At 37.3% G+C, this 14,577-nt stretch carries 14 protein-coding genes and 1 pseudogene; 12 read left to right on the forward strand and 3 right to left on the reverse strand.

Going from position 1 to position 14,577, the window contains the following annotated elements; translation table 11 throughout:
• Positions 1-34: 34 nt before the first annotated feature.
• Entirely contained in the window at positions 35-1,099 is a 1,065-nt protein-coding gene (locus tag ACG9ZL_RS15365; protein WP_336954343.1) for an SDR family oxidoreductase, read from the reverse strand.
• 388 nt (positions 1,100-1,487) lie between these two features.
• On the opposite strand from ACG9ZL_RS15365, the gene ftn reads away from it, so the two are divergent.
• Positions 1,488-1,952 carry a heteropolymeric bacterioferritin subunit Ftn gene (ftn, locus tag ACG9ZL_RS15370; RefSeq protein WP_336954344.1) on the forward strand — a complete coding sequence of 155 codons (465 nt, stop codon included), beginning with the start codon at positions 1,488-1,490 and terminating at the stop codon, positions 1,950-1,952.
• 90 nt (positions 1,953-2,042) lie between these two features.
• Here ftn and ACG9ZL_RS15375 read toward each other — a convergent pair whose 3' ends face one another.
• Positions 2,043-2,615: a peroxiredoxin gene (locus tag ACG9ZL_RS15375; protein ID WP_336954345.1), complete on the reverse strand. Its 573-nt coding sequence runs from the start codon at positions 2,613-2,615 to the stop codon at positions 2,043-2,045.
• Between the two features lie 135 nt (positions 2,616-2,750).
• On the opposite strand from ACG9ZL_RS15375, the gene ACG9ZL_RS15380 reads away from it, so the two are divergent.
• From ACG9ZL_RS15380 to ACG9ZL_RS15430, 11 genes and pseudogenes are all read left to right on the forward strand, one after another.
• Positions 2,751-3,074, forward strand: a complete 324-nt coding sequence (locus tag ACG9ZL_RS15380) for a DUF6176 family protein (RefSeq protein ID WP_336954346.1) — start codon at positions 2,751-2,753, stop codon at positions 3,072-3,074.
• Positions 3,075-3,147: 73 nt separating this feature from the next.
• Complete coding sequence (locus ACG9ZL_RS15385) at positions 3,148-3,867, forward strand: alpha/beta hydrolase family protein (protein ID WP_336954347.1); 720 nt, start codon at positions 3,148-3,150, stop codon at positions 3,865-3,867.
• Positions 3,868-3,971: 104 nt separating this feature from the next.
• The gene (gene bioA / locus ACG9ZL_RS15390; RefSeq protein ID WP_336954348.1) at positions 3,972-5,306 is read left to right on the forward strand and encodes an adenosylmethionine--8-amino-7-oxononanoate transaminase; all 1,335 of its coding nucleotides are present in this window, start codon (positions 3,972-3,974) and stop codon (positions 5,304-5,306) included.
• Positions 5,303-6,472 carry an 8-amino-7-oxononanoate synthase gene (locus ACG9ZL_RS15395; RefSeq protein ID WP_419328390.1) on the forward strand — a complete coding sequence of 390 codons (1,170 nt, stop codon included), beginning with the start codon at positions 5,303-5,305 and terminating at the stop codon, positions 6,470-6,472. The genes bioA and ACG9ZL_RS15395 overlap by 4 nt, the downstream gene beginning before the upstream one ends.
• Positions 6,473-6,479: 7 nt before the next feature.
• On the forward strand, positions 6,480-7,256 hold the full coding sequence (gene bioC, locus ACG9ZL_RS15400) for a malonyl-ACP O-methyltransferase BioC (RefSeq protein WP_336954350.1): 777 nt from the start codon (positions 6,480-6,482) through the stop codon (positions 7,254-7,256).
• Positions 7,253-7,897, forward strand: a complete 645-nt coding sequence (bioD, locus tag ACG9ZL_RS15405) for a dethiobiotin synthase (protein WP_336954352.1) — start codon at positions 7,253-7,255, stop codon at positions 7,895-7,897. The genes bioC and bioD overlap by 4 nt, the downstream gene beginning before the upstream one ends.
• A 115-nt stretch (positions 7,898-8,012) precedes the next feature.
• Complete coding sequence (locus ACG9ZL_RS15410; protein WP_419360665.1) at positions 8,013-8,471, forward strand: hypothetical protein; 459 nt, start codon at positions 8,013-8,015, stop codon at positions 8,469-8,471.
• 241 nt (positions 8,472-8,712) lie between these two features.
• Positions 8,713-9,054 (forward strand): YegP family protein, encoded by a 342-nt coding sequence (locus ACG9ZL_RS15415; protein WP_336954354.1) that lies wholly within the window; start codon positions 8,713-8,715, stop codon positions 9,052-9,054.
• Positions 9,055-9,691: 637 nt separating this feature from the next.
• Positions 9,692-10,156, forward strand: coding sequence for a YybH family protein (locus ACG9ZL_RS15420; protein WP_336954398.1), 465 nt, complete (start codon positions 9,692-9,694; stop codon positions 10,154-10,156).
• Positions 10,157-10,333: 177 nt separating this feature from the next.
• Positions 10,334-11,502: pseudogene (locus ACG9ZL_RS15425) on the forward strand (low temperature requirement protein A).
• Between the two features lie 22 nt (positions 11,503-11,524).
• Positions 11,525-11,929, forward strand: coding sequence for an NUDIX hydrolase (locus tag ACG9ZL_RS15430; protein ID WP_336954356.1), 405 nt, complete (start codon positions 11,525-11,527; stop codon positions 11,927-11,929).
• A gap of 143 nt (positions 11,930-12,072) precedes the next feature.
• Here the strand turns inward: ACG9ZL_RS15430 and ACG9ZL_RS15435 are convergent, their stop codons facing one another.
• Positions 12,073-14,460 (reverse strand): glucose/quinate/shikimate family membrane-bound PQQ-dependent dehydrogenase, encoded by a 2,388-nt coding sequence (locus ACG9ZL_RS15435; RefSeq protein WP_419360666.1) that lies wholly within the window; start codon positions 14,458-14,460, stop codon positions 12,073-12,075.
• Positions 14,461-14,577 lie beyond the last annotated feature (117 nt).

The raw sequence follows: 14,577 nt of genomic DNA on the forward strand, positions 1-14,577 counted from the left end.
GGCTTTTTTGATTTAACAATCATTTGAGCTGTTATTAAATATATTTCTTTACCACACCGTCATCAAGAAGCTGCTGGAAATGCTCGACTAAACTGATTTCAATATTACGATAACTCATCCCCAATTCTTGTTTGCTTTTATCAGCATTAAAAAAGATAGGGTAGCCCATATTCTTTTCAATAAAATCACGTGAATAGCCAAATACAGGTCCAATGAATTTAAACGCTTTTTTCGGGACTTGGTTGCGTGGAAAAGGAAATTTTTGTCCAAAATTTTGACGTAAAATTTTACCCATTTCCAAGAGGCTGAGTGAACCACCACTAATAACGTAACGTCCAGCTGCATTTTCCTTGAATGCTGCCAAAAGATGTGCATCGGCAACATCACGCACATCTACAATACCATTCCACATCGGTGGGACACCGAGTAAGGTCATGCCGTTGGCAAACTGCTCTAAAACTTCCACACTCCCTGACTGTGTATTTGCGGTCAGTGATGGACCAAGTACCAATGCAGGGTTGACACAGATCAGCGTCCAACGATTTTGTGCTTCCGCCATTTCCCATGCTTTACGCTCTGCCATAACTTTCGAATAAGGGTACGGTTGGTGCGTGGTTGAACTGGTGGTATTCCAGTGAGATTCATCAAACTGATTATGCTGTGTTTTTAAAATATCAATTGCATCGCCATAAGTAGAGGCGATACTTGAGGTCACAATAACGCGTTTGACAGAATCTATTTTATTGACACTATTTAAGACATTTTCCGTGCCTAAAATTGCCGGTTCAATAATATCTTTAACGGCATCTTTATAATTGGTTACAACAAATGGTGAAGCCATATGTAACACAACTTCACAGCCTTGCATGGCTTCATCAAAAGAACCATTTTCTAAAAGGTTAGCTTTAAATAGTTTTAGTGTACCAGAGCTTGCTTGTGCGATTTTCTCTAAATGTGCAAAGCTTTGTTTTTTATTCAGATCACGTACTGTCGCATGCACGGTATAACCTTGCTCAAGTAATTTTTTAATCACCCAACTGGCGATATAGCCTGTTGCACCTGTAACTAGAATGGGTGCTGATGTGTTTCCCTGAGACATTATTTTTTTCCTGCTAATTGTTAATATTCAATATCATAAATATTAAAGTTAAAATTGTCTTGAAATATTAGTATTAAAAAAAGCCAATAAGATAAAGGGATGGGGCTGTCATTGAAAATGAACAGAAAATAGAATAATGAGGATGAATAAGAAGCATTTTTAATGGTTACAAAATAAATCATTTAGAATTTGAAAGAAAAAAATACCAATCAACCATCAGTGCAAGATTGTAAGCAGTTATTTTATATATGGAAAAATGCTTATTCAAATTGCAAATGCGTATGCTTATCATTTTAATTTTATAAAAATCATAAACTTACACATTTTGTCTTTTGCAAATCTTGTGGAATTTGTCCATACTATTGCAAAAGAATGTGGAGTAAGTGAAATGCGTGGCAATCCAGAAGTCATAGACTATCTAAACATGTTGATCGGTGGCGAACTGGCTGCTCGTGATCAGTATCTTATTCATTCACGTATGTATGAAGATTGGGGCTTAAGCAAAATTTATGAACGTATTGATCATGAAATGCAAGAAGAAGCTTCACATGCAGATTCTTTAATTCGCCGCGTACTTTTCCTTGAAGGTACGCCGAACATGAATCGTGACGATATTGTCACCGGTGAAGATGTTGTAACTTGTTTAAAAGCCGATTTGGCATTGGAATATCATGTGCGTGAAAAACTGGCGCAAGGCGTAAAGCTATGTGAAGAAAAAGGCGATTACGTGACCCGTGATATGCTTCGTCAACAAATGAACGATACTGAAGAAGATCATACTTACTGGCTTGAAAAACAATTAGGTTTGATTGAGCTAATTGGTTTACAGAATTATATTCAATCTCAAATGTAAGACACACTAAGCTTCTTGCTTAAGGTGAGACGTTTTAGATTAAAAAAGCCTTTAGACATTCATCTAAAGGCTTTTTTTATACTTCAGTCTTCATTTTTTTGAAAACTTCTGAATATCCGCTAAAACTTGATCAGCATGGGTTTGAGTATTTACACTACTATAGTGATAAACAATTGTTCCTTGTGGATCAATCAAAAAAGTTTCTCGTTTTGCTATTTTGGCGATACCTAAGTTTCGGATAATTCCAAATTGGTCTGCGAGTTGATGATTACTATCGGCAAGAATTGGAAAATTTAGTCCCAGCTTTTCGGAGAATTTTTGATGAGATTTCACATCATCCAAACTTACACCGAGTACCACCGCATTGTTTTTTATAAATTGTGGGTAGAGTGATTTAAACTGATTGGCCTCTTGAGTACAGCCAGGTGAATCATCTTTTGGGTAAAAATATAAAACAACCCATTTACCTTTATATTGACTCAGATCATGCCATTTTGAATTTTGATCTTGTAGTTTAAAACTTGGTGCAGGCTTACCTACCCATTGCTTTTGGTTGGAATCCAGTTTGGAGAGGATAGAGCTTTCCGCATGGCTGGGCGTGTTCAATACGCATAAAGCTGAAACGGAAAGTAAGCTAATACTGAACAGTCGTGATAATTTCATGACAAACACTTTCCTAAATTAATCCTGATTTGATCTTAGCAAATTTTAAGGTTTTGCCGGTATGTAAAATGTTTTGCAATTGTTCACATGCTATTTACGATGAAAGTACATTTAAAATAAATAGGACGTAGAATTATGGACGTTGGTGCAGTATTGATTCAATTAAAAGTGGCCATGATGGACGATGTTATTACATGGCAAAATGAGTTGAATAGGCGTAAGCATGAAGCGATTGAAACACTTCAGGCTGAAGGTGTGCATATTGAATCATGGTTCCATGTGGAACTCGATGGACTAGATTATTTGATTGCTTATACTCGTGCAGATGATATTGCAAAAGCACATGAAATTTCGAAAAAAAGTCAGTTTGCAATCGATCAAGTACATCAGCAATTTAAACGCACTTGGCAAAAAGTCATTCCAGCTAACTTATTGGTCGATTTACAAGATCAGAAATAGTTGTAAGTCTGATTGTCCTTCAATTTTAAGCATGATCTAATAAAACATCTTTACAGTTTTATAGTGATTTAAATTGAATCAATGTATTTTGCTGATCACCGGTTGGGGCGGTGGAACCAACCTACTCCATGCTTTACAACAGGTTCTACAACAGCAAGGCCATGAAGTTGTATTAATCAATATCTTTAATGCATTGGATGAAAGTGTCTTACAACAGCATGTGGAAATAGCCAAAGATTTCGATGTGATTTGTGGGTGGTCTTTAGGGGGGCAATTGGCGACTTTGTTAGTCAAGCAAATTGAACAGCAATATCAACAGCAAAAAGTCTTGATTACACTGGCTTCTAATCCTTGTTTCGTCGCAAATGCTGAATGGCAAACCGCAATGAGCCAAGCAATGTTTCATAACTTTAAACAGTCCTTTGAACATGATGCGATAGCGACATTAAAGAAATTTGGTTTTATGGTTTGCCAGGGTACCGCAACCACACGAGAAGATTTTGTACATTTGCAAAGTTTGGTTCAGCCACAAAATTTAGAGTTACTGAAACAGGGTTTGGCCTGTCTTGAACAATTAAATAATGTGGCTATCTTAAATAACTATGCAGGCAAACAGTATCATATATTTGCTCAACAGGATTTCTTAGTTAGTCACAAAGTCTATGAGAAATTTAAAAATTTCACAGCAAAGTTTTTAGATGTTGAGCTGGTCAATGGTTCACATGGTGTTCCAGTTTTTGATTTTTTAAGTCTAAGTGACAAAATCTGCCAATATTTACAAAAAATAGAATAAATCTATGGATCAGTGGTGAATCTCGCAATTTATTTTTATTGCGCGCAGGTTTAACATCGCTAAACTGTTTTTTGCTGTAATTGTAATGCACATGGAGTGAACGGATGACCGATTTAAACAATGGGTTTGATGATGTCAATCTTGAACAATCAAAGTTAGATGATCTGGACTTTGATCGGCAACATATTTGGCATCCATATACTTCTATGACCAATCCGTTACCGACCTTCAAGGTTAAAAAAGCCTATGCTGCAACTATTGAACTTGAAGATGGCCGCCAATTGATAGATGGGATGTCTTCGTGGTGGTGTGCCATTCATGGTTATAACCATCCTGAGTTGAATCAAGCGGTGACAGATCAGTTAAAGGATATGTCACATATCATGTTTGGTGGATTTACCCATGATCCTGCGATTCAGCTTGGAAAATTACTGGTTCAACTGACCCCGCCTAATTTAGATAAAGTGTTCTTTGCCGATTCTGGTTCTGTCGCTGTAGAAGTGGCATTAAAGATGGCGGTACAGTTTTGGTCTTCACAGGGCTATACAGAGAAAACTAATTTTGTCACTCCGCGATCTGGCTATCATGGCGATACTTGGAATGCGATGTCTGTCTGTGACCCTGTAACAGGCATGCATCAAATTTTTGGTTCAAGTTTGCCCAATCGCTTATTTGTTCCAGCACCCCAAGTCGGATTCTATGAGCAATGGGATCAAAGTGATATTACTGAACTTGAGAAAAGCTTGGCTGAACAACATGCAACGATTGCAGGTTTAATTCTTGAACCGATTGTGCAAGGTGCGGGAGGGATGCGTTTTTACCATCCTGAATATTTGCGTCAAGCCAAACTACTTTGCGAAAAATACAATGTTCTGCTGATTTTTGACGAAATCGCTACGGGTTTTGGGCGTACAGGGAAACTATTTGCTTGGGAGCATGCACAAGTTGAACCTGACATTATGTGTATCGGTAAAAGTTTAACCGGTGGCTATATGACGCTTTCTGCGACATTAACCACCAAACATATTGCTGAAACGATAAGTCAGGGTGAAGTGGGGGTGTTTATGCATGGCCCAACCTTTATGGCAAATCCCTTGGCATGCGCGGTTGCTGTCAAAAGTACACAATTATTAATTTCTCAAGATTGGCAGAGCAATATTCAACGAATTGAAGCTCAGCTTAGACATGCTTTACAGCCCTTACAGTCCTTTAATCATGTTCATGACGTGCGAGTTCTTGGTGCGATAGGGGTGGTTGAATTGACTGTGAATGTCGATATGAAAACCTTACAGCAGGAGTTTGTACGTCGTGGTATCTGGATACGACCATTTGGTAAATTGGTCTATGTTATGCCTCCATATATCATCACAGCACAAGAATTACAAACTTTACTTGAGCAATTGGTTGAGGTGGTCAAGGCTATGGAGCAAAGCGCATGAGCTTGATCAATACACATCTTGAACATTTTTCACAGCAGCTTGATGGGCTTAAGCAGCAAGGCAATTTACGCCAATTTCGTTCGAATGTTCAGCAAGGTCGCTATATCTGCCTTGATCAGCATCAAATGCTCAATTTGGCTTCAAATGATTATCTAGGATTGGCATCTGATCTCACATTACGTGAACAGTTTTTTGATGAAACACCCCATGATCAACGACGAATGAGTTCTTCATCCTCACGTTTGTTGACGGGAAATTTTCCAGAATATGAACTACTTGAAAATAGTTTAAGTCAGGCTTTCCATGGTCGGGCGGCATTGTTATTTAACAGCGGTTATCATATGAATATTGGTATTTTACCTGCACTTGCAGACAGTAAAACGCTGATTCTGGCAGATAAATTGATTCATGCCAGTATGATTGATGGCATTCGTTTATCCTCAGCCAAATATGTACGTTATCGCCATAATGATTTAAATCATTTGACTCAGCTTTTACAAAAATATCATGCAGATGAGGCTTTTGAGCGCATTATTGTGGTGACTGAGTCGATTTTTAGTATGGACGGCGATGAAACTGACTTAGCAGCATTGGTGAGTATTAAGCAACAATTTTCAAAAGTCATGCTCTATGTGGACGAAGCACATGCAATTGGGGTGCGTGGTGAGCAGGGCTTAGGTTGTGCTGAACAATATACAGTGATTGATGATATTGATCTACTTGTGGGGACTTTTGGTAAGGCAATCGCTTCGGTTGGCGGTTATTTAATTTGTCATGCGGTAATTCGGAAATATTTGATTAATTCTATGCGCCCTTTGATTTTCAGTACTGCACAACCGCCAATGTGTATGGCATGGACAAACTTTATTTTTCAAAAAGTTTTAGGCTTAGATCAGCGCCGTCAACATTTACAATCTAAAAGTCAGTATCTACAACAGGCTGTTCAAAACAAAGGTTTTGAGTGCCCCTCAACATCACATATTGTTCCTATTATTCTGGGTGATTCGATTAAAACGGTTGAAAAAGCCAAAGCCTTACAAGATGAGGGTTTTTATATTATGCCTGTACGTCCTCCGACTGTGCCGCAACACAGCTCACGTCTACGAATTTGCTTAACTGCTCAAATCACCCAAGCTGATCTAGATCAGCTGATTCCGTTGTTGTGAGTTGAATGTGACCCCCCCAGAAATTGATAAATCACAGGTTGCCTTGCGTTTTGCACAGGCAGGGCAGAGCTATACCGAGCATGCAGTTGTGCAAAAGAGTATTGCACAACAACTGTTTAATTTAATAAGTGAATATTGCCCAGCACAATATGAAAATGTGTTTGAAATCGGTTGTGGTTCAGGAAATTTAACTGAGCTTTTACTGCAAAATTTTCAAATTAAACATTTGATTTTAAATGATCTATATCCGGAAGTTCAGCAGCATTTTCCTGCGGATAAACCGATTAAATATCGGATTGGCGATATAGAGCAGCTTGAATTTCCAAAACATTTAGACTTAATTAGCTCAAGTTCGGTTTTACAATGGATGAGTGATTTAAATGGTATTTTTCAACAAGCCTTTCATCATTTAAATCCTAATGCGTATTTTTGTTTTTCAACTTTTGGACAGCATAATTTACTGGAAATTAAAAGCTTAACGGGGCAAGGTCTGAATTACTTATCTCTTGACGATCTGCAACAACAATTAAAGCGAAATGGTTTTGAAATTCTACATATTTCCGAGCAAATTGAGCATCTCAATTTTCCACATCCCAAATATATTTTGCAGCATTTAAAAGCCACAGGAGTGACTGCGACAGCATCTGGCTTTAGATGGACAAAGCAGAGTCTCTCCGATTTTTATCATCACTATCAACAGTTTTCACAGGCTGATCAGTCAGGCAATATACGCTACTCACTGACTTATCATCCTATTTATTGTATTTTGCGGAGAATGTCATGACTGGATCGGTTTACTTTATCAGTGGAATAGATACCGGAATTGGCAAAACCTATACCACGGGGTATTTAGCCAAATTATGGAATGAGCAGGGTCAGAAAACCATTACTCAGAAATTAATCCAAACTGGTAATACCGATATTTCAGAAGATATCGAACAACATCGTGAGATTATGGGAATGGGGTGGTTTCCAGAGGATGAAACCAAGCTGACTATGCCTGAAATCTTTAGCTATCCCGCATCTCCTCATTTAGCCAGCAAAATTGACGGACGTGAGGTTGATTTTCAAAAAATTGCAGATGCAACTCAACAACTTACAGAAAAGTATGATGTTGTCTTGTTAGAGGGTGCGGGTGGATTGATGGTACCCCTAACAACTACTTTGCTTTCAATTGATTATGTGGCAGAGAAAAAGTTTCCTGTGATTTTAGTCAGTTCAGGGCGATTGGGTAGCATTAACCATACTATTTTGAGTTTAGAAGCTTTAAAAAATCGTGGGTTAGAACTTTATGCACTTGCTTATAATTTAAATGATGAATCTCAGGATGCTGTCATTTCAAAAGATACTGCAGAATTTTTAAAGCATCATTTAATGAAACATTTTCCGAACAGTGCATGGATTGATATTCCAGTAATCTCTTAATTTGATTTCTTAATTGAGTGCTGAGACACAAGATTCACTATTTTGATTCTCTGTGTTTTTATTGCTTAAAAATTTGAATGCTTTAAAAAAGCGATGTGTATAAAAGGTAATCCTGATGTGTTTTAAAATTCAAATTGAGTTATTTAAAGAACTTGAAATAACTTACCTTGATTTTGAAAGTAATGCGGCGACACAAATCTTGAGTAGTTTTGATCAGATTGATTGGATGCAGCAAGCTGTATGGGGATACATGGAAGAGCACAATGGTGATTTTCCATTTTTTCAGATTGAGCATATTCAAACTGGACGTAAGTTTGGTGGATTATTTGTGGTTTATAGTCGCAATGAATTTAACTTTAATACACATGCTGAGCTCTACCAAAAGCAACAAAAATCGCATTTGTTTGGGCTATTTAAATCTGAAGCGATGCCAAGTTTTGATAATGATGATGTTCCTTTTGCTGTATTTCGAGATTGTTTAGAAAATTTTTTACGTGGCAATGATGTTGAAATAGAGCGTTTAATGAAAACAGTCTATCCAAGTTATACCAATACTGGTTTTTTTGATCATTAAACTTGGAATCAAAATTTAAAGTCATTTTTTGATGGCTTTAAAATTTTATATGATTTTGATAATAAAATGAATTTTCGTAATTTGGGTTTTGTGGCAATGCAGGATTACATAAAGAATAAAGTTATAACAAATTAATCTTTTTTAAACATGCAAAGTCATTTATATTTCATATCAGTAGCGTACTTTATGTTCAATCAGCGCTGTGAAATAAAATAAACCGAAAATAATGAAGAGGTGAAGCATGTCAGGATGGTATGAAATTAGTCAAGCTAAAGATGGTCAATATCGCTTTGTATTAAAAGCCGGAAATGGGGAAATTATTCTCACCAGCGAGCTTTATAAAGCTAAAGCTTCTGCACAAAATGGGATTGCATCCGTGCAAAAAAATAGCCCTGATGATGCACGTTATGATCGTTTAGAAGCGAAAAATGGTAAACCTTATTTCAACTTAAAAGCAGCAAATCATCAAATTATCGGAACAAGTCAATTCTATTCAGGCGATGCTGCTCGAGATAATGGTATTGAGTCAGTTAAGAAAAATGGTCTATCAGAGAAAGTAAAAGATTTAACAGAACAGGCATAGGATCAGCAATAAATTACCCACATCAATCACTAAAAGCATGTCATTGCAATGATGTGCTTTTTTTTGAACCAAAAACAAACGATAAAAAAATGTATTATTAAGTTGTATAGAATAATTACCCTAATCACAATATATTCGCTTTAGGTCGGTATCGGTTTAGAGAGTTTATCTATATTTTTGGCTTTGAATTTCTCCTTATACTCAACAGTTAATATGATTTTTTTTCATGATCTTTTATGATTTTTTTAAAGCTTTTTAAAAGTTTAAATATGTTAGGCTAACTTCAATATTAAATAAAAGGAGAATGATTATTTAATAAAAGATTCAACATTAATTAAAATTATTATTAACTTTAATTAATGAGTTTTTAAAGTATTATTAATCAAATTAAGAGGTAAGTTTTTGATGATGAAAGACTAACTTAATATATCTATTTGTATTATTGAGTGATTTATTTTTGTGAAAGGTTTTGTTTATCTCTAAGCATAATATTGTTGTTTTATAAACTGATTAAATCGAATTAAGTAACTGTGATATTTGATTTAAATTGATTATGCTGGAAAAAATAAACAAAAAACTTCACATAATACTTATTAAGTGTTAAATTCATCACAAACAAGAATAATGAGGTTTTATGATGAAAATAGCAATCGATGGTAATGTGAAAATTGCTGACGAGATAATATCTCAAATTGAATTATGGGATGCTGCTGTTCTTGGTAATAAAATTGATCATCTCTTAGATCAATGTGCCGATGATGTCAATATGTTTGATGTGAGTATACAATTAGACGGTGTTGATGCATACAAAAAAGAATGGGAGAAGTTCAGTCCATATTTTAGTGAAAATGTGCAAATTGTACGTCGAAATATGAAAATTTATGTATCAAACGATTTAGCTGTATTGCATTGCCATTCAAAAGTGGAGAATGCTGTGCTTAAAGAAAAGATACAGATGCCATGGTGCCGAACGACATTATGCCTTAAAAAGAAAGGAGGCCAATGGTTAGTGGTTCATCAACATATTTCTATGCCAATTGATATGAGCACTGGTAAAGCCATCGTGATCAAGGATATTTCTAAATTGAAATTAGTGGTTTAGCCCATTAGATTTATTCGTTATTAAGCCCTTTGATTGGGCTTTTTATTGATGAATTTTTAAATTTTTCCGATACATTTTGGATCATTAACAAAATTGTCAAAAGAACTCAGTTTTTTACTTGAATGAAAGCTAGAGTTTTGAAAAAATCATGATAATAATCCCAATAATGTGAAAATAATGCCAAATTCATTATTTGTAAAATATGGGTGGTTAAAGCCACTTGCTCCACGAAATCCGCACGAACCACATCGCGCAGCAACCTCATTAGAATTATTATTTGACTTAATTTTTGTCGTAGCCATTGCCACAGCAGGGCAACAATTACACCATAGCATTATCGAAAATCATTTATCCCATGGCTAACACTTTATTTTATGGTGTTTTTTGCATTGTGGTGGGCATGGATGAACTTTAGCTGGTTTGCATCTGCCTATGACAATGATGATGTATTTTATCGAATCATGACCTTTGTGCAGATTATTGGTTCACTTGTGATTGCAGCAGGGATACCTAGCGCATTTCAACAACAAGATTTTGATGTGATCATTATTGGTTATGTCATCATGCGTTTGGGCCTCGTTACACAATGGTTTCGTGTTGCTAAAAATGATCCTGAGCGTAAACAAACAGCATTGAGATATGCAACTGGTATTATCATCGTACAGATTGGCTGGTTACTTTTTCATTTTACGCCGATCAATTTCACCCTTTATTTGTTTCTACTTTTGGTGGTCGCTGAACTGACTGTGCCAATCTTTGCTGAAGCACATAATATGACGCCTTGGCATCCACATCATATTTCCGAGCGTTATGCCTTACTTACGATTATTGTCCTTGGTGAATCGATCATTGGTAGTTTTGCTGCAATTTCTGATGCATTAAACAATCAGTTATTAAGCCAAGAGTTAATCTTTTTGATGATTGGTGGGCTACTCATTATGTTTACTATGTGGTGGGCTTATTTTGATCATGATGTTGCTGAACGACTCAATAGCCGTAAGCGTGCATTTTCATGGGGCTATGGTCATTTTTTTATTTTCGTGAGTATTGCAGCTCTTGGCGCAGGTTTAGCTGCTGCCGTGGATGTTGTGACGCATAAAGCTGAAATCTCGGCTGACATTGTTAGCTATTTTGTTGCAATCTCTTTGATTGTCTATACTGCGAGCCTTTGGTTATTGCAGGAAATTCACCATCTTTCAGGGATTAAGAAATGGTTTTATCCAATTACAGCAGCCATCGTACTCTGTATTCCGATGATATTTACGCAAGTGGGTTATGCTGTTTTTGCTATGGCAATTGTTTATGCGCTACGTTTGATTTTTTCAAAATGTTATTTGGCAAGATAATAAATTAATTGGGTTCTGAGCAATGGGATTTCATGATTTTTATCGTTTGAGTTCGCACGCTGTGATTTTTAATGAAAATCGACAAGTCTTATTATTGAAAGCGACTTATGCTGATTGTGCATGGGGTTTACCTGGTGGTGGATTGGATCAAGGTGAAACAGTGCATGAAGCGCTAATTCGTGAATGCCAAGAAGAATTAGGTTGTGAAGTTTCGATCGAATATTTATCAGGGGTTTATTATCATTCTGCAGTAAATTCCCACGCATTTATGTTTAAGTGTACATTGCAGAGCGATCAGCCAATCAATTTAAGTGATGAGCATTCAGAGTATCGATGGTTTGATTTTGACCAACTTTCACCTGTGCAAAAAATTCGTATTGAAGATTGTTTTCATTTTGATGGTCAGGTAAAGAGCAGGGCATTTTAAGGATTGGATATCGCTATCAAACAGGGGATAGAATATCCGTCTCATTCAAAAAGCAGATTCACTTTCAGACAATGGTATGGGTTAAAATAAAGCAATAAAAAACAGGTCATCAAGACCTGTTTTTTATTTACCTCAATTTAATATTATTTATCTGGTAATGCATAAGCAACGATAGAGTCACCCATTTTGGTACCAAATGAACCATGACCACCCGCCATGATCACAACGTATTGTTTACCATTGCTTTCATAGGTCATTGGTGTTGCTTGCCCGCCCGCAGGTAGACGACCTTTCCATAGCTCATCACCATTGCTGACATTGATCGCTCGGATGTAATCATCTTGAGTTGCTCCAATGAACATCACATTACCCGCAGTTGAGATCGAACCACCTAACATTGGCACACCCATTTTAAATGGTGGCAATGGAATACCTGGCATACTGTCACGAATTGTACCAATACGACGTTTCCAAGCAACATCATGCGTTTTCAAATCTACACCAGCAACATAACCCCATGCAGGTTGTTTACACGGTAGGCCAAATGGTGAAAGGAATGCACTGATTTCAACACCGTAAGGAACACCGTACATGGGTTGAACACCCGCTTCTGTGCCTGCACCTTTAGCTGTTTGTTTACGGTTAGGATCAGCAGGAATCAATCGACTGACAAAAGGTAGGCCAATTGGATTCATGACCGCGATTTGACGATCAGGGTTAAGTGATAAGCCACCCCATTCAAATACACCCAAGTTACCAGGGAAAACTAAAGTTCCGTTTTCTGAAGGTGGGGTATAAATACCGTCATAATTTAACTTGTGGAATGACACACGACAAATTAACTGGTCAAACATGGTTGCACCCCACATTTGTTTATCCGTTAATTTTTCTTGAGGAGCTAAGTTAAAGTCTGAGAACGGTTGTGTTGGAGAATAAAACTCACCTTTAGTTTGCGGACCACGTTTTACACTTTGTGGTACTGGACGTTCGTTAATCGGTACAATTGCTTTACCATTACGGCGGTCCAAAACAAAGGCATTTCCTGTTTTAGTCAATACATAGATTGCTGGAACAGTTTGCCCAGTTTTATCTTTGATATCCGCTAAGGTTGGTTGTGATGGTACATCCATATCCCATAAATCATGGTGAGTTGTTTGGAAGTTCCAGATCAATTTACCTGTTGTAGCATTGATTGCTAGCATTGAGTTTGCATAACGTTCATGCAGTTTTGTACGGTTACCACCCCAAATATCTGGTGTACCTACACCTGTTGGTACATAAACGATATCGAGTTTTGCATCATATGCCAGCGGAGCCCATGCATTCGGTGAGTTTTGGACATATTTCTGACCAGGACCCGGAATCTGATTCGGATTTTCAGCACCAGTATCAAATACCCAAAGCAATGCACCTGTATTTACATCATAACCACGGATAACACCAGAAGGCTCTTGAGTAGAATAGTTATCAGTTGTTGAACCACCAATAATAATGGTAGTGCCTGTTACAACTGGAGGTGATGTTGGAATATAACCACCTGGATAAGGGAATGGCATGTCTTTCTGTAAATCAACTTCACCGTTATGACCAAAGTCAGAACATGCTTTACCTGTTTCAGCGTTTACAGCAACAATACGACCATCATTGACTGGTAAAATAACTTTACGAGGACATTCTGTAGAAGCCGATTTTTTAGCTTGTAAACTTGCAGCGAACCCAACGGTATTATCTGCATCGTAATAAGAAACACCACGACAAGTTAAATGTTGGAAAGTATTATCGGCTTTGAGTTTAGGATCAAATACCCATTTCTCTTTACCTGTAGAAGGATCAAGAGAAACCAATTTTTGGTGTGTTGTACACAGGTACATGTTGTTACCGATTTTAATCGGTGTGACTTGATTGGTCGTCTCGCCTGAGTCATTTTCCGTCTTGACTTCGCCTGTACGATAGGTCCAAGCAACTTTAAGATCTTTAACATTCTCTGAGTTGATTTGGTTCAGAGGCGAATAGCGTAAACCTGATTGAGTCCGACCATAAGCTGGCCAGTCTGCATCTGCAATACCATCAATCGCTGCTGGTGTTGGCTGTTTACTGGTTAATGTCCCACGAATTTCTTGTGGATCATTAAAGATAGAATAAGCCATAACCGCTATGGTGATCGCCAATGTACCTGAGAGTGCAATTTTAGCACCTTTGGCATCGAAACCACGTGTCACTGCTGGAATGAGTAGCCATAAGCCAAACACACCTAAAATATCTAAACGCGGTGCAAGCGCGAAGAAGTCTGAACCGACTTCCCATAGTCCCCAGACAACTGTGCCGAGTACTAATGCTGAATAGACGTATAAAGCAGAACTATTTAATTTGCGTAATAAGATTGCTGTTGCAATGAAAAGTATACCGGCAATGATGTAGTACCAAGACCCACCCAGTGCTGCCAGCCATACTCCGCCGCCTAATAGAACTACACCGAAAACAATTGCAATCACAACTGTTAGGGTTCTGAGTCCTGAAGATGGAGTTTGCATATTGACCACCTATCTATTTGATTAATTTTCTACGCTTTACCTTCCCATTAAGGAGTGATGAAGCACATTGTTTAAATTTTTAGATTTTAAATATTTCGATGCGAGGGGAGAGAAAGA

It is taken from the genome of Acinetobacter legionensis (assembly GCF_048551735.1).
Lineage (GTDB): Bacteria > Pseudomonadota > Gammaproteobacteria > Pseudomonadales > Moraxellaceae > Acinetobacter.